This is a genomic window from Thermaerobacter litoralis, from assembly GCF_054654595.1.
Window position 1 is genome coordinate 54574 of the sequence record NZ_BAAIES010000005.1, and the last position, 22531, is coordinate 77104.

Sequence of the window (22531 nt, forward strand, 5' to 3'; positions counted from 1 at the left end):
TCACTCGGCCCGCCGGCGCCGCTCGCCGGCAAAGCGCTCCACCACCACCCGGACCTCGGCCACCCGGGCCCCGACGATGGTCTCCACCGCCTCTCGCAACCGCGCCTGCAGCTGGGGCGCCACGTCGGGGATGGGGTGATCAGGCAGCACCTCGGCCCGGACCCGCAGGCGGATGCCGTCCCGGGTGGCGTGGACCTGCGGGCGCACCTCCCGCACGCCGGCCACCTGCAGGCCGGTCCGCCGGACCAGCTCCTCCACGGCCGCCAGGGCGGTGCGCACCTCCCCCAGCTCCGTCGCCGCCGAGACCGCGTCCCGCCGGCGCGGGCGCAGGGCGTGGTAGGTCACGTGGAGCCCGCTGAGCAGGAAGAACAGGCCGACGACCACCGTCACCCAGCCGCCGGCCAGGCCCGGCGCGGGCACCCAACCGGCGGGCAGCAGCCCCGCCGGCAGCCGCCCGGCTAGGGCCGCGGCCAGCAGGACCGCGCCCACTCCCGCCAGCAGCAACGAGTTCAAGACCGCCAGAGCCGCGTTCCACGGGCCCATCGGCCGCCCCCCTCTGGGCGTGGGGTGGGAAATCGCCGGACGAACGGGCCGCCCCGTCCCGCGGGTGGCGGGCGGTGGACCGGGGCCTGTCCGAACCGGCCGCAGGACGGCCGGAGGGCCCCTGCACCGGACCCGGACCCCTGCTTCACCGGGGCGCCTCAGGGGGTCGCCGCCGGCGCCGGCGGCCCCCACGGGATCCGGCGCCGGCGGGCCGGCCGGACAGTGGGGCGACGCCGGTCCGCCTCAGGCCGGGATCTGCCCCGGCGACCCTGGCGGGCGCGGCCCGCTACTTGGCCCGCGCCTCCAGTTCCCGCTGGGCCTCGGGAAAGGCGACACCCTGGATGTGGATGTTGACGCCGCGCACCCGCAGGCCCGTCATCGTCTCGACGGCCCGCTTCACGTTGTCCTGCACCCGCTCGGCCACCTGGGGGATGCGCACCCCGTAGTGGACGATCATGTACAGGTCGATGGTGCACTCCCGCTCGCCGACCTCGACCTTGACGCCCTTGCCGAGGTTCTTCCAGCCCAGCATCTCCGAGAGGCCGCCCACCAACCCGCCGCTGGCCATCCCCGCCACGCCGTCGATCTCCATGGCGGCGATCCCGGCGATGACGCTGACCACCTCGCTGGCGATGCGAATGTGGCCGCCCTCGTCCTCACCCGGAAGGGGAAGGAATTCGCCCTGCTCCTCCATCCACGCCACCTCCCGCGCCGTGCGGGCCGGCTCCGGGAACCGCCGCAGCGCTGTCATTATACAGTGACCGCGGCAACCGCGGCCAGGCCGCGGTTGCCGCGGTCCCCCACGGCGGCCGCCGGGCATGGGCGCCTCGGGCCGCCGGCTCCGCCGGTTCGTCCCCCACGGTCCCTCAGCTGTTCCGCGTGACGATGCGGATGCCCTCATACCCGATGCCCGTGACCTGCCGCACGATGTCGGCGATGCGGGCCGCGTCCGCCTGGGCGAAGCGGTCGGCCTTGACCACCACGATGGCCGCCTGGTCGTAGACGAAGACCACCGCGTCCTCATAGCCCTTGCTCTTGATCAGCTGCTCGATCTGCTGCTCGACCCCCTGGCGCTGGGTCAGCTGGACCAGGGCCTGCTGGGCCTGCTCGCGGGCGCTGGCGCTGGCGTTGGGGTCGTTGGCGATGGCCTGCAGCTGCTCCACCTGCCGGTCGTAGATCGCCGTCCGCTGGACCCGCAGCTCGGCGAAGCTGCCGGCCTGGACGTCGGGCAGGGCGCCCGCCTGGCCTTCGGCGCCTGCGGAGGTCCCCTGGTCACCGGGCAGGGCGGCGCTGCCGCCCGCGGTGTCGGAACCGGTCATGTCCGTGGTGCCCAGGCCCTGCTGGTCCAGGCTCACGGTGCCGGTCCCGCCCTGGTAGAGGGCGCTCTGGTGGTTGAAGTCGTCCCACTTGGCGGCGATGTAGGCGAAGACCACCGCCACCACGACCAGGAAAACGAGGAAGCGCGCCGGCGATGCCGCTTGCACCTTGCTCATCCCTGTACCCCCCTCAAGGTTTGGGTTGCCCTGCCAGCACCATCACCCGGTGCAGGGGCAGGTGCAGGTAGGTCGCCACCGCCTGGGTCAAGGCGGCGCGGACGTCGGGGTCGGCGGCCCCTTCGGCGACCACCAGGACCCCTGCGATCTCCACGGCGTCGACCTCGGTGATCAGCGCCTGTTCGTCCCCCCCTCCCCGGAGCAGCTGCCGCTCATCCCGCTGCTCGGTGGTGGTCCGGCGGCCCCCGCCGGAATCCTGTTCCTCGATCCGCCGTTCGGTGGACACCTGGTTGGCGGCGTACTGGTAGCGAGGCCCCCGGGCCAGGTGCACCTCCACCTGGACGCGACCCGCCCCCTGGACCCCCGAGAGGATGGCCTCCAGCCGGGCGGCCAGGTCGGCCGCCATGGGCTCCAGGGGGTTGGCGGCCGCTGCCGTGGCAGGGGGGGCCGTGGCCCGGACCGGTGCCATGCTGGGAACGGATCCCGGCCCCCCCTGGCGCCACTGGCCGGCCACCAGAAGCCCCACGCCGACGACCAGGGCGGCGGCGAGGAGCAGTTGCTGCCGGCGGCGGGGATCGCGCCAGTCCAGGGTCAGGGCCAGGCCGGCCCGCCGGCCGTCACCGTGTGCCACCGCCGTCACCTCCCTCCACGGCCTCGACCCAGATCACCTGAATGGCCGCCGGGTTCAGGTCGAGGCGCGACGCCAGGACCTGCTGCAGCTGCCGGCTCAGCGCCTGGCGCTGGGCCGGATCCCAGGCGCCCCTGGCGCCAGCGGCCGGCGTCCCCGCCGCGGGGCCACCGCCGGTGGATCCGGCCGGTCCGGCGGCCCCGGTCCCCTTCTCCGGACCCGGTGGGGGCAGGCCACCGGCACCGGCCTCCCCCGAACCGGCCGTCCCGACATCGGAGGTGATGGGGCCGATGCGCACCGGCTCCACCGGTTGGATGCCGCTCCCCCCGGCGTCGCCCGCCGGCGGCAGGGCAGGTCCGGTTCCCGCCCCCGGGGCGGCGGGCAGGTGGAGGGTGAGCCCCAGCACCGCCCCCCACCGCGGCGAAGCGGGGTCCGTCACCAGATCCAGGTCGATGGCCAGGGGCTCGACCCCCACCGTCGCCCGCACCTCCTCCCGGACCAGGGCGATTAGCCGCTGGCGATGCAGATCCAGGGCAAGGCTCCGGGTCCGGTCCCGGGCGGCCTCTAGGTCCGCCCGGTCAACCGGGCCGGCGCCGGTGCCGCCGGCCAGGCCGCCCTCGCCCTCCACCGCGGCCAGCGCCCGCTGCCACGCCGGCACCAGGTCCGCCGGCTCGCTGCCCAGCCACGCCAGGACCGGCCGGATGACGGCCAGCAGGACCAGGAGCCCCAGCACGACCTGGACGTAGCGGCGCATGGCCCCCGTGGGCAGGGCCAGTTCCACCAGCCCGGTGAGGATCAGCACCATGACGACCTGCCGGATCCACTCGCTCAGCGCCCCCATGGCCGGCCTCCTAGCGCATCATCACGGCGGCGTTGCCGGCGGCCAGCATGACGGCCAGGACGATGAAGAACATCAGCCCCACCACCGCCGTGGCCGCGCCCACCAGGACCAGGTGGTCGCCCATGGACTGCAGGGCCGCCGTCACATGGCCCGGGCCGACGGGCTGGATCGCCGCCGCCACCAGCCGGTAGACGAAGACCAGGGCCACCAGCTTGAGCAGCGGGAACACCACCAGGGCGAAGACCGCCAGCATGCCGAGCAGGTTCACCGCGTTCTTCAGCAGCAGCGACGAGGTCACGACCAGTTCCACCGAATCGGACAGCATGCCGCCGACCACGGGGATGAAGGTCCCCACCAGGTACTTGGCCGTCCGCAGGGCGATGCCGTCGGCCACCGTCCCCGCGGCCCCCTGGATGGCCACCACCGTCAGGAACACCGTGCCGGCCAGGCCGAGCAGGACCAGGGCCGCCTGCCGCAGGAGGCGCGAGACGCCGGAGAGGGAGGTGCCCACCGGGAAGTGGCCGGCGATGTCGACCACCGCCGCCAGGAAGATCAGCGGCAGGACCCACTGGCCGACGATCACGCTGGTGGTGTGGGCGGTCGCCACCACCAGGGGATGGAGGATCCCGGCGGTGGCCAGGGCGCCGGTACCGGCCATCAAGGTCAGCAGCACCGGCAGGCTGGCCAGGAGGAAGTCCACCAGCCCCTGGATCGCCTGCTGGCTGACGGCCAGGGCGTCGCGGAAGCTGACCAGGGCCAGGGCGATCAGGGCCAGGTAGGTGACGGCGTAGGCCGCCCGGGCCACCGCTTCGTTGTCAAAGGCGTTCTCGATGGCTTGCAGGACGGCCAGCAGCACCGCCAGGACCAGGAGCCGCAAGAGCAGGCCCCCGTTGGTGACCACCTCGCCGGCCAGGGCCCGCAACAGGGCGCCCAGGATGTCCCCGGCGTCCCAGGGCAGCTCCCCCCGGCGCAGGGCTTGCCAGGTCGACTCCCAGTCCAGGCCCGGCAGGGCCTCGCCCACCTGCTCCCGGACCCGGTCGAGGGCCTGGAGGAACCCGGCCGCCCCTTCCGTCTCCTCCCACTGGCGCTGGGCCAGCCGGTCCAGGTCGAGGGTGCCGCCGGCCGGCTCGCCTTCCGGGGCCGGGTCCTCCCGCCCGTCCAGCACGGGGGCGGCCGGCGGGGCCTCTTCGCCGGTGGCGGCCGCGGTGGTTGGATGGCCCGGGGCCGGCCCGGCGGCCCCGGCCGGGGCGCCGCTGCCGGGGAGGAAGGGCAGGATCAAGAGGGCCAGAGCCGCCGTCAGGACCGCCTCCCAGCGGAGGCTCGCCCGGCGCCGCCCGGTGCCCCGGGCGGCCGGCCCCCCACGCCCCCAAGGACCGGCCTGGGGCCCGCGGCCGGTCCCGCCGGCCAACCCCGTCCCCACGGCCACCGGTTGGGTTCCCTTCCCACCCACCGCGGGCATGCGCCCCACCTCACGTCCGCACCCCGGTCCGCCGGGCGGCCCGGCCCGCCGGCCGGCTAGGCCGGCAGCAATCCCACCAGCAGCTCCAGAACCGCCATCAGGATCGGCACGGCCAGCAGCAAGATGACGACCTTGCCCGCCAGTTCCACCTTGGCCGCCAGGGCCGACTCCCCCGCATCTCGGCACAGCTGGGCGCCGAATTCGGCCAGGTAGGCCACACCGACGATCTTCAGCAGGGTGGCGGTGTAGCGGCCGTCCAGATCGGCCCGGTCCGCCACCTGCTGCAACACCCGCAGAACGGCCGCGATGTCGTCCACCAGCAGGAGGAACACGGCCACGGCGGTGACGATGCTCAGCAGCAGCGCCCATTCCGGCCGCGCCTGCCGCAGCAGCACCAGCAGGACGCTGGCCACCAGGGCGATGCCGACAACCTGGGCGATGGTCATGGCTCTCAGCCCAGATCGAAGAGGTTCTGGATCGTCTCGAACAGCTCGACGATGACCTGGACCGTCATCCACAGCACCACCGCCAGCCCGGCCAGCAGGACGGTGAAGGCGTACTCCTCCCGTCCCGCCGTCTTCAGCAGGGTGTAGACCACGGTGACGATGATGCCGATGCCGGCCAGCCGGAGGATCAGGTTGGGGTCGATCACCGCCGCGCCTCCTCCCCTCGCGCCCCCTACAGCAACAGCAGCCCGATGAAGGCCCCCGCCAGGATCCCGCCATACCGGTAGATCCGGCCCCAGCGCTGGTCCTGGTCCCGGGCCAGCGCCTCGGCCGCCTCCAGCCGGGCCATGGCCAGGTGCAGGTGGCGCACCTGGTCGTCCCGGTCGGTGGCCCCCAGGTAGGGCGCCAGGGCCCGCAGGACCCCGCAGTCCTCCGGGGTGAGGGCGCTGTAGCGGGCCAGTTCCTCCACCGCCGCCTCCCAGGCGGCGGCCGCCGTCCGGCGCTCCGGCGGCGCCAGGCGGCCCGCCGCCCGCCGGAACAGGGTGGCGGCCGGATCGGGGTAGAACCCGGCGATCCGCGCAAAGGCCTCCGGCAACGGCGTCACCCCGAAGGCGATCTCGCTCTCCAGCGCCTGGAGGGCGCTGCGCAGCACCCGCAGCTCCCCGGGCCGCCGGGCCAGCTCGGCCGCCCGTTGCCACCCCCAGGTGGAACAGGCGAGGAGGACCAGGGTGAAGCCCAACCAGCCCATGGCCCTACCCCCTGCCGTCGCCGTCCAGGGCGATCCACCGGCCGCCGGTCCCCCGGGCGTAGACCGCCACGGCCGTGCCCGGCCGTGGCCGGCGGGCCAGCTGGACCAGCCGCCGGAAGGCCCCCGTGGCCTCCAGGGCCCGGAGCTGGCGGCGGGCCTCCAGGTCCGCCGGGCTGCCGGCATGGGCCGTCGCCACCACGGTGACCCCGGCGTGGACCGCCTCGGCCACGGCGGCCGCGTCGCCCGGCCCGCCCAGCTCGTCGGTGACCAGCACCTCCGGGGAGAGGGCGCGCAGGGCCAGGGGGATCCCCGTCTCCTTGGGGCAGTGGGCCAGCACCACCGTCCGCGGCCCCAGGTCAAAGGCGCCACCCGCCGCCAGCTCCCCCCGCTCGTCCACCACGGCCACCCGCTGGGGGGCCAGGGTGCCGGCCAGACCGGCGCTGGCCAGCCGGGCCAGGTCCCGCAGCAGCGTCGTCTTGCCGCTGGCCGGGGCCCCGATGACCAGGGTGCTGGCCAGGCGCGGGGCCCCCGGGCCGGGTTCCACCAGCCGGGGGAGCAGGGGGACCGCACACCCCGGGACGGGCCGGGCCCGCCGGATCACCAGCCCATCCACCCGCCGGAACCGCTCGATCCGGCCGCCGTCCACCTGGACCTCGCCGGCCAGGCCCACCCGGTGACCGCCGGGCAGGGTGAGGAACCCCTGGCGGGCTTCCTCCTGAACGGCGTACCAGGAGCTGGCCGTCATCCGTTCGAGGCACGCCGCCACCTCGGCGGCGGTGACCGCCGGCGCCTGGCCGGGCTGCGGGACCAGGCGGCCCGCGGCGTCGACGAACCCCTCGCCCCCGGCCAGCAGGACCCAGAGGGGTGCACCGGCCACGACCCGCACCTCGTCGACCTGCCCCTGCACCTGGGGGGCCAGCCGCGCCAGCCGGTCGGCCAGGGAGGGAGCCAGAGACTGCAGCAGGGCGTCCCAGGCCGCATCGGGTGCCTGGGGCCCCTCTCCGGCCCGGCCCGTTTCCGGCGCCGCCGCCAGGCTGGCGCCCGCCGCGCCCTCGGCCGCCCGCTGGCGAGACGACATGGCTCGCCCGCTGCGGGCGGCGGGTCCGGTGGCGCCGGGGAGGGCGGCGCCGGGCAGGAGACGGGCCGTCCGGCGCGGCTGCCCTGGGATCGGGGTACCGTAGGCGACCATGGGCTTGCCCCCTGTCCAACCTCGTTCCCAGGTATATGAGGGGCTTGACCCCTTTAACACCGGACCCGCCACCTTCGTCTCCGATCCCCAGCCATCTGGGGACCCGATCGCCGCCCGCCCGTACCGGGCGGCCGAGGCAGAGCGAGGCAGGCGGCGGCAGGTATGGCCAAGGGGCGCTTCAAGACGCCAGGCCGCCCGGGGTCGGGCGGCCTGGCGAGCGCGCAGCGATGCGGTTGAAAGCGGTCCCACGGACCAGAAGGCGGTTGATCGGGGTGAACGGGAACGGGTTGAAGGGATCAGAAGGGTGCGACGGGCGCCGCCGGGCCGGCCACGGGGCCGGCAGCCGTCCCCGCGGCCACGGGGGCCGCGTTCGTCCCGGCCTCCCGCCGGCCGTCCATCCCGGTGCCGGCCCCATCGCCCGCGGGCCGGTGGTTCCGGGCCGCACCCTGCGCCCCGGCCTCCAGGGGGTCTTCGCTGTCGTCGGGGTCGGCATCGGGGAGGAAGTCGTGGACCACCTCGCCACAGTTGGGACAAACCCACTCGAACTCGTTCTCGTCCTCTTCCGGCTCCCGGTCGAACTCCAGCTCCTCCATGGCGACGGCGTAGCGGGTGCCGCAGTGGGGGCATTCCAGCAGCAGGCCGTCAACCAGCCGGTCGTCCCCGGCACCGCCCGCGCCGCCGCGCCCCCCCGTCCCCGCCGGGCCGCTGGCCCGAGCCCGAGGTGCCTCCTCCCCGCCGACCCGCGTGGGGATGCCCGAGTCGAAGACCACGGCCCCTTCGAAGTCGGCCGGCGCCGCGTCGCCGGCGTCGCCCTCGGCACCGGCCCCGGCCGGTTCCTCCCAGTCCGCGAGGTCCTCCTCGTCCCAGAAGGCGTCCTCGTCCTCGTCGTCGTCCTCGCCGCTGACCGCCTCTTCCAGGTCGAACAGGTCCTGGTCCAGCTCGCCCAGGTACTCCGCCAGCTCGCCGAGACGGCCGTCCAGGCGCTCCATCTCCTCGGCCATGGCGTCGAGCACCTCGATGATCCCCGCCAGGACCCGGCCTTCGGCCGACTGGCCGGACAGGTTCAGGCCGGCCGCCAGTCCGTTGAGGTAGGCCACCCGCTGGCGCAAACGGCCCATGGCGTTGCCCCCCTTCGCGTGCCTGGTCGAGGGCATGGTCCTGCCTCGACCCCCGCCGGCCGCCGCCCCGTCGCCGGTGCCCCGGCCCGGTCCCAGGGCGGCGGGCCGAGCCATCTCCATACAAATGTGCCCGGCGGGCGGGCGCCGGATTCGCACCCGCCTGCCGGGCGGTGAAGGAACGCGTGGAGCCCCCTTGAGGAACGGGCACCCCGATGGCGGGGGGCTTGCGGGCGCTGGGGGGGCCGCGGACTCCCGGGGACCGGCCGTCCCCCGCCGCTCCGATCCCGGCGGGTCAAGAGACCCGCTCCACGTACTCGCCGGTCCGGGTGTCGACCCGGATCACGTCGCCGGCGTTGACGAAGAGGGGCACCTGGACCACGGCCCCCGTCTCCAGGCGCGCCGGCTTCGACCCGCCCTGGGCCGTGTCGCCCCGCACGCCGGGTTCCGTCTCCACGACCTTGAGGTCGACGGCCGTGGGCAGCTCGACGCCCAGGGTCTTCTCGCCGGTCTGGAGGACCTTGACGACCATGCCCTCCTTGAGGAAGTTGACCGCCTCGCCCAGCTGGGCAGTGCTCAGGCCCACCTGGTCGTAGGTGGACGTGTCCATGAAGAAGTACTGGCCGTCGGACTCGTAAAGGTACTGCATCTCCCGCTTCTCGATGGGCGCCGGCGGGAAGCGCTCGTCCGGACGGAAGGTGCGGTTCACCGTGGCCCCCGTCTCCAGGTTGCGGATCTTGGCCCGGACGAAGGCCTGGCCCCGCCCCGGCTTGACGTGCTGGAACTCCAGGACCTGGTGCACCTGCCCGTCGATCAGCACGGTCATCCCGTTCTTGAAATCCCCTGCTTCGATCATCGCCCCAACCTCCTTCAGGCCCGGCCGCTCAGGCCAGGCCCACCTCCAGCAACTCCTTGCTCACCCTGGTCAGGATCTCGCCCCCGTCCTCGGTGATGACGACCAGGTCTTCGATGCGCACGCCGCCCCACCCGGGGATGTAGATGCCCGGTTCCACGGTGACCACCATGCCCGGCTCCAGCCGCTCGTCCTCCGCCAGGGCCGAGAGCCGCGGCCCCTCGTGGACCTCCAGGCCCACGCCGTGGCCCGTGGCGTGGCCGAACCGGTCCCCGTACCCGGCCTCTTCGATGACCTGCCGGGCCGCCCGGTCGACCTCGGCCCCCGTCGCCCCCGGCCGGATCGCCTCCAGGGCGCGGCGCTGGGCTTCCAGCACCACCCGGTAGATTTCCCGGTGGCGCGGGGTGGCCCGGCCGACCACCACGGTCCGCGTGCAGTCGGAGCAATAGCCGCCCACCACGGCGCCGTAGTCCAAGGTGACGAACTGGCCCGGCTCCAGGGCGTGGGGGCCCGGCTGGCCGTGGGGCAAGGCCGAGCGGGGGCCGGCGACCACGATCAGGTCGAAGGCCGCGGCCGTCGCACCCCGGCGGCGCATGGCAAACTCCAGGTCGAGGGCCAGCTGCCGCTCCGTGACCCCCGGCCGCAGGCCGGCCAGGACCTCCAGGAGCGCCTCGTCGGCCAGCCGGGCGGCCTCGCGGATCCAGGCCAGCTCGACCTCGTCCTTGATCCGGCGCAGCTGCTCGACCCAGCCGGAGACCCCCACCAGCTCGATCGCCTCCGGCACCGCCGCCCGCAGGCGCTGCCACTCGCCGTAGCGGACGTGGTCCGCCTCGAAGCCCAGCCGCCGGACCCCCCGTTCCTGGAGGTGGCGGGCCAGATGGGCGTGCACCTGCGGCTCATGGCGCACGATCTCGAACCCGGGCGCCTCCTGGGCCGCCTGCTCCAGGTAACGGAAGTCCGTCCAGAGCTGGGCGTCGGTGGCGGTGATGAGCAGCCACCCCGAGCTGCCCGAGAAGCCGCTGAGGTAGCGGCGGTTGGCCGGGCTGCCGATCCAGAGGGCGTCGACCCCCTCGGCGGCCATGCGCTCCCGCAGGCGCTGAAGGCGCCGGGCCGTCTGGGCCGCCCGATCCTGGGCCACGGTCAAGGCCATCCTCCTTCGCCTCCTGCTGCCAGAGTCCTGCGGCCTGCCAGGGTCCTGCGCCGCCCCACGGCCCCGGGGGGCCCATGGGCCCCCCGGGGCCGCCGGGCCCGGCCCCCGGCGGGGGCCCGGCGGGGGCCACAACCGGGCCGGCCGCTCAAGCGGACAAGACGACCCGCACCGGGCGATCGCCCAGGCGCCGGCGCCCCTCTAGGGCGCCGATTTCGATCAGGTAGGCAAACCCGGCCACCTGCCCGCCCAGCTGCTCCACCAGGGCGGCTGCGGCGGCACTGGTGCCGCCCGTGGCCAGCACGTCGTCGACGATCAGGATGCGGTCGCCCGGGCCCACCGCATCCCGGTGCACCTCGATGGCCGCCTGCCCGTATTCCAACTGGTACTCCTGGCGGGCCACCGCCAGGGGCAGCTTGCCGGGCTTGCGGGCGGGGATGAACCCCTTCCCGAGCCGCACCGCCAGCGGCGCCCCCAGGATGAAGCCCCGGGCCTCGATGGCCAGGACCCGGTCGAAGACCAGGTCCGCCACGGCCCCGGCCAGGGCGGCGAGGGCCTGCTGGAAGGCCGGCCCGTCGGCCAGCAGCGGGGTGATGTCGAGGAAGGTGACGCCGGCCACCGGATAGTCCGGCACCCGCCGGATCCACGGCCACAGCGCCGCCGGCCCACCCGCCGCCGGCCCGGTGCCGGTCCCCCCGGTCTCCGGCCCCCGTTCCCCACCGGTCCTCACCGGCCCGCCTCCTCTCCCGGCCGCCAGCGCAGCACCGGCCGCCGGGCCGCCAGGGCCTCATCGAGCCGGCCGACGGGCGTGGTGTGGGGCGCCTGCCGGAGCACCTCCGGCTCCTCCTCCGCCTCCCGGGCGATCCGCCGCATCACCGCCACGAACCGGTCCAGGGTCTCCTTGCTCTCGGTCTCCGTCGGCTCGATCATCAGCGCCTCCTCGACGATCAGCGGGAAGTAGATCGTCGGCGGGTGGATGCCGAAGTCCAGCAGCCGCTTGGCCACATCCAGCGCCCGTACCCCCGTCCGCTCCCGCAGGTTCGACGCCGAGAGGACGAACTCGTGCATGCAGGTCCGGTCGTACGGCAGCCGGAAGAGACCGGCCAGCTGCCGCATCACGTAGTTGGCGTTGAGGACCGCATCCTCGCTGACCCGCCGCAGGCCCTCGGCCCCCAGGGCGCGGATGTAGGCGTAGGCCCGGACCAGGATGGCGAAGTTCCCGTAGAAGGACCGCATCCGGCCGATGGCCTGGGGCCGGTCGTGATCCAGGTAGAACCGGCCTGTCTCGGGATCCCGCTCCACCAGGGGCGCCGGGAGGAAGGGGACCAGCTCCTCCTTCACCCCCACGGGCCCCGAACCGGGCCCGCCGCCGCCGTGGGGCGTGGAGAAGGTCTTGTGCAGGTTGAAGTGGACCACGTCGAAGCCCATGTCCCCCGGCCGGGAGATGCCGAGGATGGCGTTGGCGTTGGCCCCGTCGTAGTAGAGCAGGCCGCCCGCCCCGTGGACCAGTTCGGCGATGCGGTGGATGTTCTCGTCGAACAGGCCGAGGGTGTTGGGGTTCGTCAGCATCAGGGCAGCCACGTCCTCGTCCAGCGCCGCCTCCAGCGCCTTGAGGTCCACGCCGCCGCGGGCGTCCGACGGCACCTCCACCACCTTGTAGCCCGCCATGGCGGCGGTCGCCGGGTTCGTCCCGTGGGCGGAATCGGGCACGATGACCTTGTAGCGGTGCCCCTGCCCCCGGGACCGGTGATAGGCCCGGATCAGCAGGATCCCGGTCAGCTCCCCATGGGCCCCCGCCGCCGGCTGCAAGGTGGCCCGGGCCATGCCGCCCAGCTCGCACAGGGCCCGCTCCAGTTCCCACATCAAGCGCAGCGCGCCCTGGGCCAGGTCGTCGGGCACGTAGGGGTGCAGCCCGGCGAACCCCGGCAGGGCCGCCACCCGCTCGTTTACCTTCGGGTTGTACTTCATGGTGCAGGAGCCGAGGGGGTAGAACCCGGTGTCCACGGCGTGGTTCATCTGGCTGAGCCGGGTGTAATGGCGCACCAGGTCGACCTCGGCCACCTCGGGCAAGGCAGGCGCCTGCTGGCGCAGGAGGTCCGCCGGCACCCGCTCCTCCACCGGCCGCACCGGCACGTCGGGATCGGGCAGGGCCATCCCACCCCGGCCGGGCCGGCTGTAGGCGAAGATCAGCGGTTCCGGCTCGGTGCCCACCGGCGCGGGCTCGCCGGCCCCGACCCCGGCGGAGGAACCGGCCCTCCCCGGCAGCGATCCCGCCGCCGGCTGGTGGGCGGGACTCGCCGGCCCCACTGCCCCCGGTTCGGGACCGGGGCCGTCCGGCCGCGTCTGGGGGCCGGCGGGAAGGCCTTCCACCGGCTGGGCCCCGGGCGGCAAGCCGCGGTCGTCCGTCATGACCTCACCCCCCAGGCCGCCACCAGGCCGTCCAGCTCCTGCCGGGTCCGCCGCTCGGTGACCGCCACCAGCAGCTGGCCGCGCCGCCCGGGCTCCCACCGGCCCAGGTCGGGGCCCACCAGGTAGCCCGCCTCTAGGGCGGCGGCCGCCGCATCCTGGCCGGGCCGGTCGCAGGCGATCACGAACTCCTTGAAGAAGGGCGCCTCAAACACGCGGCGGAAGCCCGGCAGCGCCTCGATCCGCTCCGCCAGGTAGTGGGCCTTGTGCAGGCACAGCTCCGCCACCCGCCGGAGCCCCCGGGGGCCCAGGGCCGCCAGGTGGATCGTCGCCGCCAGGGCCATCAGGCTGTGGTTCGTGCAGATGTTGGAGGTAGCCCGGTCGCGCCGGATGTGCTGTTCCCGGGTCTGCAGGGTGAGGACGTACCCCTCCCGCCCCTGCCGGTCGACGGTCCGGCCGACGATCCGGCCGGGCAGCCGCCGCACGTACTCGCCCCGGCAGGCGAAGAAGCCGAAGTGGGGGCCTCCGTAGGCCATGGGCAGGCCCAGGGCCTGGCCGTCGCCCACCACGATGTCGGCCCCGTAGCGGCCCGGCGCCTCCAGGAGGCCCAGGCTGACGGGATCGGCGCTGACCACCACCAGGGCGCCCGCGGCCTTCGCCCGCCGGGCGATCTCGGGCGCCGGCTCCAGGCACCCGTAGAAGTTGGGCTGCTGGATCAACACGCAGGCCACGTCGCCGGCCGCCAGGATCTCGTCGAGGGCCCGGGGGTCCGTAGTCCCGGCCTGGGGATCGACGGGCACGGCGGTCACGGGCAGGCCCTGCCCTTCGGCGTAGGTCGCCAGCACCTGCCGCGCCTCGGGGTGGACGCCCCCGAGCACGACGATCCGCTCGCGCCGGGCCAGGTTGACGGCCATGAAGGCGGCCTCGGCCAGGGCCGTGGCCCCGTCGTACATGGAGGCGTTCGCCACGTCGAGACCAGCCAGCTCGGCGATCATCGTCTGGAACTCGAAGATGGCCCGCAGCGTCCCCTGACTCACCTCGGGCTGGTACGGGGTGTAGGCCGTGGCGAACTCGCCCCGGCCCGCCAGGTAGGGCACCACCGACGGGATGAAGTGGTCGTAGACGCCGCCCCCCAGGAAGCAGACCTTAGCCGCCCCGGTGTTGGCGGCGGCCAGTTCCTCCAGGTGGGCGACCAGCTCCGGCTCGGTCAGGGCCGGAGGAAGGTCGAGGGGCCGCTGGAGCCGCAAGGCCGCCGGGATGTCGGCGAACAGGTCCTCCACGGACCCGATGCCCAGGGCGGCCAGCATCGCCTCCCGGTCCTCCCGGGTGTGGGGGATGTAGTCGATCGCCATGGTCGCGTTCCCTGCCTTAGCTGGTGCGCTGCCGGTAGGCGGCCGCGTCGAGCAGGCCGGCCAGTTCGTCCCGGTTCAGGATCTGGATGCGGACGAGCCAGCCCTCCCCGTAGGGATCCTGGTTGACCAGCTCGGGCCGGTCGGCCAGGGCCAGGTTGACCGCCACGACCCGCCCCGAGACGGGCATGTACACGTCGGAGACCGTCTTCACCGACTCGACCACCCCGAAGGCCTCCTTGGCGCGGTACTCGGCGCCGACCTGGGGCAGCTCGACGAAGACCACGTCCCCCAGCTGGTCCTGGGCGTAGGCGGTGATCCCGACCACGCCCTCGTCACCCTCGACCCGCAGCCACTCATGCTCCTCGGTGTAGTACAGGCCTTCCGGTACCTCATGGGCCACCGTCGTCAACCTCCCCGCCGCCGGCGATAGAAGGGGGTCTCCACCACCTGGGCCGCCACCGCCCGCCCCCGGATGGCCACGGCGAGCCGCTGGCCGGGCGCCGCCAGGGAAGGCGGTACGTACGCCAGGGCCAGGCTGGCCTCCAGGGTGGGGGCCACAGTGCCGCTGGTGACGCGTCCCACTGTCTCCCCCCGTTCGTCCAGGACCGGGTAACCCGGGCGGGCCACGCCGGGCTCCAGCAGCCGCAGGCCGACCAGCTTCTTGCGGAGGCCGTGCTCCCGCTGTCGCAGCAGGGCCTCCCGGCCGATGAAGGGCCCCTTGTCCCATTTGACGACAAAGTCCAGGCCGGCCTCAAGCGGGGTGGTGTCCCGGTCCAGCTCCTGCCCGTAGAGGGGCAGGCACGCCTCGAAGCGCAGGGTGTCCCGGGCGCCGAGGCCGGCCGGAACTAGCCCCTCGGCCTCCCCCGCGGCCAGGATCCCCCGCCAGATGGCGGGCACGCCGTCCCAGCTGAGAAAGATCTCGAACCCGTCTTCCCCGGTGTATCCCGTGCGGGAGATCATCCCCTCCCAGCCGCCGACGAAGTGGAAGGGCCGCAGGGCGTCCAGGTCGACGTCGTCGGTGACCCGGGCCAGGATGGACTGGGCGCGGGGGCCTTGCAAGGCGATCAGCGCCGTCTCCAGGCTGCGGTCGGCGATGGTCACCTGGGGGCCGCCGGCGTGCTCCTGGATCCACTCCAGGTCGGAGGCGGTGTTGGCCGCGTTGACCACCAGCATGTAGCGCTGCTCGCCCAGCTGGTAGACCAGCAGGTCGTCGACGACACCGCCCTCCGGCGTGCACATGACGGTGTAGAGGGCGCGGCCCGGCGTCAGCCGGCCCACGTCGTTGGTGAGGAGCCGCTGCAGGGCTTCCTGGGCGCCGGGGCCGGAGACCTCGATCTCGCCCATGTGGCTGACGTCGAAGAGGCCGGCGGCGCTGCGCACGGCCCGGTGTTCCTCGATGATGCTGGTGTACTGCAGGGGCATCGCCCAGCCGGCGAAGGGGACCATGCGCGCCCCCAAGGCCAGGTGCTCCTCGTAGAGGGGGGTCCGCTTGAGGTCCCCTGCCGCAGCGGTGGTGTCCCCGCTCACTGGACGTCCTCCTTCCCCTCGGGTGGTCCCGGCCGGCGTCGCCGGGCGATCCCCGCTGGGACCGCCCCCGGCGCGGACCGCAGTGCCATTCGACACCGGGGCGGCCCGTTCCCTCCCGGACCGGTGGCCCAAGGCCGGCGGCTGCGGCCCGGCCTCCCCCGGCGGGTCGCGACGCCGGCCTCAAGCCCGGGCGGCGGCCCGTTCCACCGCTTTGTGCAGGATCTCCCGGTCGCCGGGGGCAAAGGCGTCGGCCGGCGCCGTGGCCAGGTCGACCCAGCCGATCTCCGTCACCTCCGCCAGCTGGGGGGTGAAGGTCGCCCCCGCCGGCACCCGCACCAGGTAGTAGAAGCGCAGGGAGTGGAACGGGTGGTTGAAGAACGCGAAGAAGTTCTCGGTGAAGTGGAATAGCTCAATGGGCTCGGGTTCGACCCCGGTTTCCTCTCGGAACTCGCGGCGCAGCGCCTGTTCGAGGGATTCCCAGGGTTCCACCGCGCCACCCGGGATGTCCAGGCGGCCGGTGAAGGCCGACCGGCCCAGCAGGACGCGACCGCCGTCGACCGCCACGCCGTAGACGGCGGGCCGGAAGCGGACCTGGTGGGCGGGGTAGCGGCGCCGCTGCCCGTGGAGGGTCAGGCACTCGACCTCCGCCGGTGGAACCGGCCCGGTCGTTCCCGGTTCTGCCATGCCGGATCCCCCTTTCCCCGGTGGGGTGTACACTTATTTACGGGAGGCGAGGGAGATGGAGCGACAACGGGAGAAGATGATCGCCCTGATGAACCTGTCGCGCATGTTGCCGCAGCACCCCGGCCTCATGATGCTGGTCGGCTTCCTCGCCGCGCGCCTGGATCGCCTCCACTTCGTCGCCACCACCGACGAGGCGGATCCCGCCGCCGTCCGGATCGTCCTGGCCACACCCCACGCCCGCATCTGGACGGGCCGGTGGTTCCGGGCCTGGATCGGGACCGCCGAGGTCCCCGACCCGGTCCTGTTGATCTCCGCCCTGGCGGAACGGGACTCCGACATCTACCTGGCCCTGGACATCGGACCGCGTCCGGTGTGGCTGGAAGCGGTCCTGGCCCCGGTCGAGCCGGCGGCGGCCCCCACCCCCCGGGAGCGGCTCGAGGAGCTGCGGGAGCGGGTGGACCGCGCCCTGGACATCTACAACGAGTGCCGCCGGCAGCTGGAGCAGGGCGACCCCCAGCGGCGGGAGGAACTGGAGTTCTTCCTCGACCTCGCCCGGCGCGAGGTGGAGGAGCTGGGGCGGGAACTCCAGCGGCTCAAGGAGTCCCTTCCCGAGGCCGACTGACGCCGGGAAGGGGCGGCGGCCGGCGACCGGCACCCCGGGGCCCCGAAGCGCGGAGCCCGGTAGCAAGGTTTCCCGGGGCCAGCCGTGATGACGGCGGGCCTGTGCAGCGGCCATCCCCCGCGGCGGCAGGGGCCCCAGGCGGGAGCCGGCTCCACCGCACGAGGGCGGCCCCTTCAGCGGGCCCGTCGCCCTTTCGCCCCATCGACCCAGCGCGCCGCCCAGGCCCTGGCCGCCCCAGCCGGGGCGTGATGCCCTTTCACCGCCGGGACAGGGCGACCCGCGCCGCGGAAGCGGCCACCAGGTCCTCATACAGCTTCAGGATGCGCGCCAGGATCACGTCGCTATCGTATGCCCGGGCCGCCTGCTGGGCGGCCCGGCCCATTTGGGCGCGCAGGGCCGGGTCGTCCACCAGCCGGAGGCAGGCGGCGGCCAGTTCGTCCGCCGTGGCGGGGACGACCAGGCCCGCCTCGCCGGCCGCCACCACCTCCTCCGAGACGTCGCTGGCCACGGCCACCACGGGCAGGCCCGCCGCCATGGCCTCGACCACCACCAGCCCCTGGGTCTCGGTCACCGACGGGAAGACGTACACGTCGGCGGCCCGGTAGAAACCGGCGATCCGGTCCGGGGGCACGGCACCCGTCAAGCGGACCCGGCCCGACAACCCCCATTCGGCCACCGTTCGCTCCAGGTTCTCCCGCAGCGGCCCGTCGCCCACCAGGACCAGCCGCACGTCCGGGCGCTGGGCGGCCAGCCGCCGGAACGCTTGCAGCAGCAAGGCCAGGTTCTTCTCCCGGCTGAGCCGGCCGGTGTATAGGAGGGCGACATCGTCGTTGGCCAGCCCCAGCTGGCAGCGGATCCGCACGCGCTCGGCGGGATCCCCACCGGCGAACCGCCCGATGGCGATCCCCGTCGGCACCACCTCGATGGGCGTCTCCACCCCCAGGCTGGCGACTTGGCGCCCAATGGCGCGGGTCGGGGCGATCACCAGGTCGCAGGCATTGCAGAAGCGACGCACGTAGGCGTTCAACGCCGGCACCAGGACCGAGCCTGCTCCGGGGGCATAGTGGCGAAGGTAGACGTCGTAGCGGGTGTGGAAGGTGAAGCACAACGGAAGCCCCAGGGCGCGGGCCGCATCCAGGGCCATGCGGCCCATCACGAAGGGCGTGTGGGTGTGCAGCACGTCCAGACCCAGCCGGTCCACGGCCGCCCGCACCTGGGCCTGCCGGGGGACCGGGATGCGAAACTGGGGGTAGAGGGGCGCCGCCACCGACGGGAAGCGAACCACCCGCGCCTCTTCCTCGGGATCGGACGGCTCCCCCAGGCCCTCCGGGTAGCGCGGACCGAAGACGTACACCTCGTGACCGGCCCGCTCCATCCCCCGGCGCAACGTCTGGATGGAACGGACGACACCGCTGATGTAAGGGGTGTAGCTGTCGCTGAACATCCCAATCCGCATGGACGGGCCCACGCCCTCCTTGCCGGTCACCCGGTGCCGCCCGGCTGCCTGCCCGGCACCGGCGCCGCCCCTCGCCGCCTCCGGCCCGCCGTCGCCCCCGGCGGAAGAGGTGAACGGCGCGGCAACCAGGCCAGAACCAGGATAGCATACCGCTTCCGGGCCTGCCGTTGCGGCGGCCGCGTTCCGTTCCAGCGATCCCGCTCCCTGGGACGAAGGACGCAGGAAGGACGAAGGATGGACGAACGGGGGGCGAAGGAGGGCTGGATCCAAGGCATGGGTCCGGCCCGTGAAGCGCGCACCGTGGGGTGGCGGCTCTTCAGCCGGGCGGCGCGGCTGCGCATGGTTTGGCGTTTGGTGCTCATGATTCACGGCCGGTTTCATACGCCCGGAGTCTTGGGTTGGTGCGGAGCGGGTCGAAAACATGGCGTCCGGGCCTGCTTTGGCCCGGACGCCCGTCGGGCTAACGCGCGTTTCGGCTGACGCCCTTTCCGACTGTTTTGGGGTTGGCCTTCCCGCGTCGGGGCGAACCCGCTCCGCCGTCAGGCCGTGGCCTTGGCCGACCGGCGACGGCGCAGGGTGATGGCCCGGGTCTCGACGGAGAGGTAGCACTTGGACCGCTTGTTCCACTCCATCACGTACCGGCCTTGACCAAAGCCCTTCTCTGCCAGCAAGGCCAGCAGCTTCTTGTTGTGGGTCCGGCCCGTCTTGGGGTTGATGTACCAGGCGTCCTGATCGTCCGGCTGGGCCTGGACCAGAGCGAGCTTCTGGCCCTTGACGCCAAAGAGCACGTACACGCCGGGCTTCTTGCCGTTCTGCGTCATCAGCTGCTCGCGCAGGGCAGCCGAAAGACTGACGGCATTGGGCAGGATGTTGACCGCCAGCGTACCCGCGTTGCGGGTCTCACCCTCATCGGACTTGCGGAGCCATTCGATGGCCACCGACCATCACACTCCTAACCGGATTTGGACTTCCCGTGTATATTATACGCGGCCTGAAAATATAACAAGGGTGTACCATCCGGGTTTTATCGAGATTCCATGATGGGTCGTCCATGACGGGAATTCAGGGAGATACCTTTTCGGAGAGACGCCATCCAACCAACCGATGCTCCCATGCGTTCGCCATGCGCCTTTGACGACATGGATCAGCGGGACAAGGGTCGCCCCGCGTTCCCAGTTCGATGCCTTTTCCAGGGTTCGGTTGAGCCAACGGACAAAAGTCGACGAAACGGGCTGCACTGAAGGCGAACGCCCGTGACAACGGGATGCATCGGTTTGGCGTACCACGGCAGGCCCCGTAGGATCGATGGGGAGGGGAAACCTTAAGACAAAACACGTGCAAAGGGGGAGATATCAAGGGTTACGTCGGGCGTCGCAACAGAGATGGGGATGGCACCCTCGGCTTCTGCCGGAAGGAAGGCGACCTCCTGATGACTCCGGTTCCGTTGGCATACAAAGGCACCCGTTCCTCAACCCATCCAAGGCGACGCTCATCGGGCACAAGAGCGGGCACAACAATTGGTTTCAAGGATGACGGGTGGTTTCAAGGGTGACGGGGACGGGCCCGTTACCGGACTTGGGTCACGCTGGCATCCGCCGCCACGGTCACCGGCACGATTCCGGCGCCAGGGCGCCACGCCAGGTCCACCGGAACCGTCAACCGGACGGCGACCGTCGGGTCGTCCACCCGGCGGCCGCTCCACGGGTGGCGCCGTGGGGCCTGGGGGGTTGCATTGATCACCTCCACCTCGATACGGGTCCGGCTGGCGATGCCGGGACCGAAGGCCTCTTGCAGGCCCTGCGCCGCCCAGCGGCGGGCCGTCGCCGCCGCCCCATGTTCGAGCAACGACGGTTCGCCCCGGGCGAAGGCCTCCTCATCGATCTCCTGGGCCCCGGCGAGGCTGGCGAAGTCGGCCACGGCCTGGGCCCTGGCCCGGGTGACCACCAGCCGGCTCCCGTCGAGAACCAGTCCCAATCCGGCCAGGATGACGGGCATGATCAAGAGGAAGGCGGCGGCCACCGCTCCCCGTTGAGCGGGTCGGCTCCCCCGGGCCGATCGCCGGCCCGGCTGCTGCCGTCCCGGCGGTCGCCGGACCGCAGGCGTTCGCGTCCCTCGCTGCTCCGGGCAATCTCCTGCCACGGCTGGCCCCTCCCCACGACTCCTTCACACAACCCCTTCGGACCCCCTGTGAACCCTGAAACGCTGGGCGCGGGCCGGCATCCCGCCGGCCGGACCGGCCCCGGCCGGCGTCCCGGCCGGGGCGACCGGCCGGGACGCACGACCAGCCTGTGATCCTTGGCGGGGCAAGGCCGGCACGACCGCCATCGCTGGGACGGGCCCCGGTCACGTGCCGGGCGGCCGGATCCGCTCGTTGCGACCGTCCATGCGGATGCGCAGCGGGATGCCGCCGGGCACCAGCCTGGATAAGACGGGCGTCACCGGCCGCGCCGTGAAGCGCAGTTCGACCGACAGCGGGCTCCCATAGGCAGGGCGCCGCGGTTCGATGGCAACCGTCACGGCCTGCGGAGCGATGCCACCGGCTTCGAGCTGCCGCGCGATCACCTGGCGAACCTCCGGTGTATCGCCGCCCTCGACGATGGCCCGGCGCACCCCTTCCCGGGCCGCCTGCACCAGGACGATCTGCCGGTTGAGGATCACCGTCAGGTCAAAGAGGCCGAAGATCAACGTCGCCAACAACCCGACCACCAGGACGAACTCGGCCGCCGCGGCCCCCTGGTCCCCGCCCCGGCGGTGGGCCGTCAGCCGCCGGCCTCGCTCAGGGCACTGGTGATCTCCTCCAGCCTCCCCTGGATCGCGCTGCCCAGATCGGTCAGGGCCGTGATGAGGACGATGACGACCAGAGCGAGCAACAGGGCATATTCGGCCGAGGCCGCCCCGGTCTCGTCGCCCCAGGCGGCCGTCAGCTTGCGCCACCACCGCCAGCGACCGGCCGTCGCCGCTGTCATGCGCATCGCCGTCCATATCACTGCATCCCGCCTCCCTGAACAGGGTTTTCACGCCACCGGTGGCGCCGTCGCCAGCCCGCACCTCCGGGCGCGGGGCCACCGATCCCACGCTGGAGGAGCCCACGCGGGCTGGATCCATCCCACCCCCTTTCCGGTTTCAGTGATAGAGGCGCAGGAACTGGATCACGTTGGGCAGCAGCACCACGACCAGGACCGGCGGCAGCAACAGGCCCATGGTGATCACCGTGAGCCAGAACGGCAGGCTATCGGCCTGGCGTTGCCACTCCCGGGCCGCCAGGGCCCGCATCAGGCGCACCTGTTCGTCCAGGGTTTGAGCAAGGGGCAATCCCCGGGCCTCGGCTTCGACCAGGGTGCGCAAGGCAACGGTGACCTCCGGTTCGGGGTAGAGCTGGGCAAGTTCCAGCAGCGGCAACCGGAGCGGCTGGCCCGCCCGGATCCGGGCGAAGGCATCGCGGGCGTCCTCAATCAAGGGGCCCTCCCCCACGTCGTTGGCGACCTCCACGGCCTGCCGCAGGCTGAGACCGCCGCGGGCAGCCAGGGCGATGTCCTCAAGCCAGCCGGGCATTCCCCGGCGGACCTGGTTGGCGCGCTGGCGCCCCGCGGCGGCCAGGGCCGTGAGGAAGATCCGGCGACCGCCCAGATACCCCACCACCGGCAGCAGCAGCAGGCCCGGCGTGGGGCTCCCGACAGCCGTAGCGACGAAGGTGGCGAGGGCACCGGCCGCGGCGCCGGTCCAGGACGCCAGCCCCAGGGCACGGCATGCCCAGCCCATCAGGTCCTCGGGCGCCCAACGATGCCAGCCGGCGCGCCGCAGAAGGAGGATCAGGTCGGTGTCGGCCGGCGGCCGGGCCGGCCACGGCCAGCGTTCCACCAGGGCGCTCAGGTGGCCGGGCGCCCGGGCCAGGCCGGGGCGGAGCCCGAGGCCGCCGGTCCGGCGCCACCAGCCCAGCGCCCTTCCCCAGCGCTCGGCGGCCCACCAAAAGCCCGCTCCACCGGCCAGGGCGGCGAAGCCGCCCAACACGTAACCCGTCATCC

General features: G+C 73.4%; 26 protein-coding genes. 1 reads left to right on the top strand and 25 read right to left on the bottom strand.

Features of this window, described 5'->3' with window-relative positions; translation table 11 throughout:
* The 19 genes from amaP to ACYQ02_RS03780 all read right to left on the bottom strand — a co-directional run bounded on the left by amaP (nucleotide 1) and on the right by ACYQ02_RS03780 (nucleotide 16431).
* Complete coding sequence (gene amaP, locus ACYQ02_RS03690; protein ID WP_460039090.1) at nucleotides 1-543, bottom strand: alkaline shock response membrane anchor protein AmaP; 543 nt, start codon at nucleotides 541-543, stop codon at nucleotides 1-3.
* A 286-nt stretch (nucleotides 544-829) separates the two neighbouring features.
* Nucleotides 830-1237 (bottom strand): Asp23/Gls24 family envelope stress response protein, encoded by a 408-nt coding sequence (locus ACYQ02_RS03695; protein ID WP_460039091.1) that lies wholly within the window; start codon nucleotides 1235-1237, stop codon nucleotides 830-832.
* A gap of 172 nt (nucleotides 1238-1409) precedes the next feature.
* Nucleotides 1410-2036, bottom strand: coding sequence for a SpoIIIAH-like family protein (locus tag ACYQ02_RS03700; RefSeq protein ID WP_460039092.1), 627 nt, complete (start codon nucleotides 2034-2036; stop codon nucleotides 1410-1412).
* 13 nt (nucleotides 2037-2049) lie between these two features.
* Nucleotides 2050-2667: a stage III sporulation protein AG gene (locus ACYQ02_RS03705; protein WP_460039093.1), complete on the bottom strand. Its 618-nt coding sequence runs from the start codon at nucleotides 2665-2667 to the stop codon at nucleotides 2050-2052.
* Complete coding sequence (locus ACYQ02_RS03710) at nucleotides 2654-3505, bottom strand: stage III sporulation protein AF (protein ID WP_460039094.1); 852 nt, start codon at nucleotides 3503-3505, stop codon at nucleotides 2654-2656. The genes ACYQ02_RS03705 and ACYQ02_RS03710 overlap by 14 nt, the downstream gene beginning before the upstream one ends.
* A 10-nt stretch (nucleotides 3506-3515) precedes the next feature.
* Entirely contained in the window at nucleotides 3516-4964 is a 1449-nt protein-coding gene (gene spoIIIAE, locus ACYQ02_RS03715; RefSeq protein ID WP_460039095.1) for a stage III sporulation protein AE, read from the bottom strand.
* Between the two features lie 56 nt (nucleotides 4965-5020).
* Nucleotides 5021-5410, bottom strand: a complete 390-nt coding sequence (spoIIIAD, locus tag ACYQ02_RS03720) for a stage III sporulation protein AD (protein WP_460039096.1) — start codon at nucleotides 5408-5410, stop codon at nucleotides 5021-5023.
* Between the two features lie 5 nt (nucleotides 5411-5415).
* Nucleotides 5416-5616 carry a stage III sporulation protein AC gene (spoIIIAC, locus tag ACYQ02_RS03725; protein ID WP_006904766.1) on the bottom strand — a complete coding sequence of 67 codons (201 nt, stop codon included), beginning with the start codon at nucleotides 5614-5616 and terminating at the stop codon, nucleotides 5416-5418.
* A 26-nt stretch (nucleotides 5617-5642) separates the two neighbouring features.
* Complete coding sequence (locus ACYQ02_RS03730; RefSeq protein WP_460039097.1) at nucleotides 5643-6158, bottom strand: stage III sporulation protein AB; 516 nt, start codon at nucleotides 6156-6158, stop codon at nucleotides 5643-5645.
* Between the two features lie 4 nt (nucleotides 6159-6162).
* Complete coding sequence (locus ACYQ02_RS03735) at nucleotides 6163-7347, bottom strand: AAA family ATPase (protein ID WP_460039098.1); 1185 nt, start codon at nucleotides 7345-7347, stop codon at nucleotides 6163-6165.
* A 296-nt stretch (nucleotides 7348-7643) separates the two neighbouring features.
* Nucleotides 7644-8465: a CD1247 N-terminal domain-containing protein gene (locus ACYQ02_RS03740; protein ID WP_460039099.1), complete on the bottom strand. Its 822-nt coding sequence runs from the start codon at nucleotides 8463-8465 to the stop codon at nucleotides 7644-7646.
* 292 nt (nucleotides 8466-8757) lie between these two features.
* A complete protein-coding gene (gene efp / locus ACYQ02_RS03745; protein ID WP_460039100.1) occupies nucleotides 8758-9318 on the bottom strand; it encodes an elongation factor P in 561 nt (186 codons plus the stop codon).
* A gap of 28 nt (nucleotides 9319-9346) precedes the next feature.
* The gene (locus tag ACYQ02_RS03750) at nucleotides 9347-10465 is read right to left on the bottom strand and encodes a M24 family metallopeptidase (protein WP_460039101.1); all 1119 of its coding nucleotides are present in this window, start codon (nucleotides 10463-10465) and stop codon (nucleotides 9347-9349) included.
* A gap of 145 nt (nucleotides 10466-10610) precedes the next feature.
* On the bottom strand, nucleotides 10611-11117 hold the full coding sequence (locus ACYQ02_RS03755) for an adenine phosphoribosyltransferase (protein ID WP_460039208.1): 507 nt from the start codon (nucleotides 11115-11117) through the stop codon (nucleotides 10611-10613).
* Nucleotides 11118-11188: 71 nt separating this feature from the next.
* Entirely contained in the window at nucleotides 11189-12616 is a 1428-nt protein-coding gene (gene gcvPB / locus ACYQ02_RS03760) for an aminomethyl-transferring glycine dehydrogenase subunit GcvPB (protein WP_460039209.1), read from the bottom strand.
* A 251-nt stretch (nucleotides 12617-12867) separates the two neighbouring features.
* Entirely contained in the window at nucleotides 12868-14220 is a 1353-nt protein-coding gene (gene gcvPA, locus ACYQ02_RS03765; protein ID WP_460039102.1) for an aminomethyl-transferring glycine dehydrogenase subunit GcvPA, read from the bottom strand.
* A gap of 16 nt (nucleotides 14221-14236) precedes the next feature.
* Complete coding sequence (gcvH, locus tag ACYQ02_RS03770; protein WP_460039103.1) at nucleotides 14237-14620, bottom strand: glycine cleavage system protein GcvH; 384 nt, start codon at nucleotides 14618-14620, stop codon at nucleotides 14237-14239.
* A gap of 5 nt (nucleotides 14621-14625) precedes the next feature.
* Complete coding sequence (gene gcvT, locus ACYQ02_RS03775; RefSeq protein WP_460039104.1) at nucleotides 14626-15747, bottom strand: glycine cleavage system aminomethyltransferase GcvT; 1122 nt, start codon at nucleotides 15745-15747, stop codon at nucleotides 14626-14628.
* Nucleotides 15748-15927: 180 nt separating this feature from the next.
* Complete coding sequence (locus tag ACYQ02_RS03780) at nucleotides 15928-16431, bottom strand: NUDIX hydrolase (protein WP_460039105.1); 504 nt, start codon at nucleotides 16429-16431, stop codon at nucleotides 15928-15930.
* A 55-nt stretch (nucleotides 16432-16486) separates the two neighbouring features.
* Here ACYQ02_RS03780 and ACYQ02_RS03785 point away from each other — a divergent pair, with 55 nt between their 5' ends.
* The gene (locus ACYQ02_RS03785; RefSeq protein WP_460039106.1) at nucleotides 16487-17053 is read left to right on the top strand and encodes a hypothetical protein; all 567 of its coding nucleotides are present in this window, start codon (nucleotides 16487-16489) and stop codon (nucleotides 17051-17053) included.
* Nucleotides 17054-17309: 256 nt separating this feature from the next.
* Here the strand turns inward: ACYQ02_RS03785 and ACYQ02_RS03790 are convergent, their stop codons facing one another.
* From ACYQ02_RS03790 to ACYQ02_RS03815, 6 genes are all read right to left on the bottom strand, one after another.
* Nucleotides 17310-18509 (bottom strand): glycosyltransferase family 4 protein, encoded by a 1200-nt coding sequence (locus tag ACYQ02_RS03790; RefSeq protein ID WP_460039107.1) that lies wholly within the window; start codon nucleotides 18507-18509, stop codon nucleotides 17310-17312.
* 539 nt (nucleotides 18510-19048) lie between these two features.
* Entirely contained in the window at nucleotides 19049-19447 is a 399-nt protein-coding gene (locus tag ACYQ02_RS03795; protein WP_460039108.1) for a hypothetical protein, read from the bottom strand.
* A gap of 628 nt (nucleotides 19448-20075) precedes the next feature.
* Complete coding sequence (locus ACYQ02_RS03800; RefSeq protein ID WP_460039109.1) at nucleotides 20076-20528, bottom strand: Tad domain-containing protein; 453 nt, start codon at nucleotides 20526-20528, stop codon at nucleotides 20076-20078.
* Between the two features lie 324 nt (nucleotides 20529-20852).
* Nucleotides 20853-21272 (bottom strand): TadE/TadG family type IV pilus assembly protein, encoded by a 420-nt coding sequence (locus tag ACYQ02_RS03805; RefSeq protein ID WP_460039210.1) that lies wholly within the window; start codon nucleotides 21270-21272, stop codon nucleotides 20853-20855.
* A complete protein-coding gene (locus ACYQ02_RS03810) occupies nucleotides 21269-21496 on the bottom strand; it encodes a Flp family type IVb pilin (RefSeq protein WP_460039110.1) in 228 nt (75 codons plus the stop codon). Before ACYQ02_RS03810 ends, ACYQ02_RS03805 begins: the two co-directional genes overlap by 4 nt.
* 136 nt (nucleotides 21497-21632) lie before the next feature.
* On the bottom strand, nucleotides 21633-22529 hold the full coding sequence (locus ACYQ02_RS03815) for a type II secretion system F family protein (protein WP_460039111.1): 897 nt from the start codon (nucleotides 22527-22529) through the stop codon (nucleotides 21633-21635).
* Nucleotides 22530-22531 lie beyond the last annotated feature (2 nt).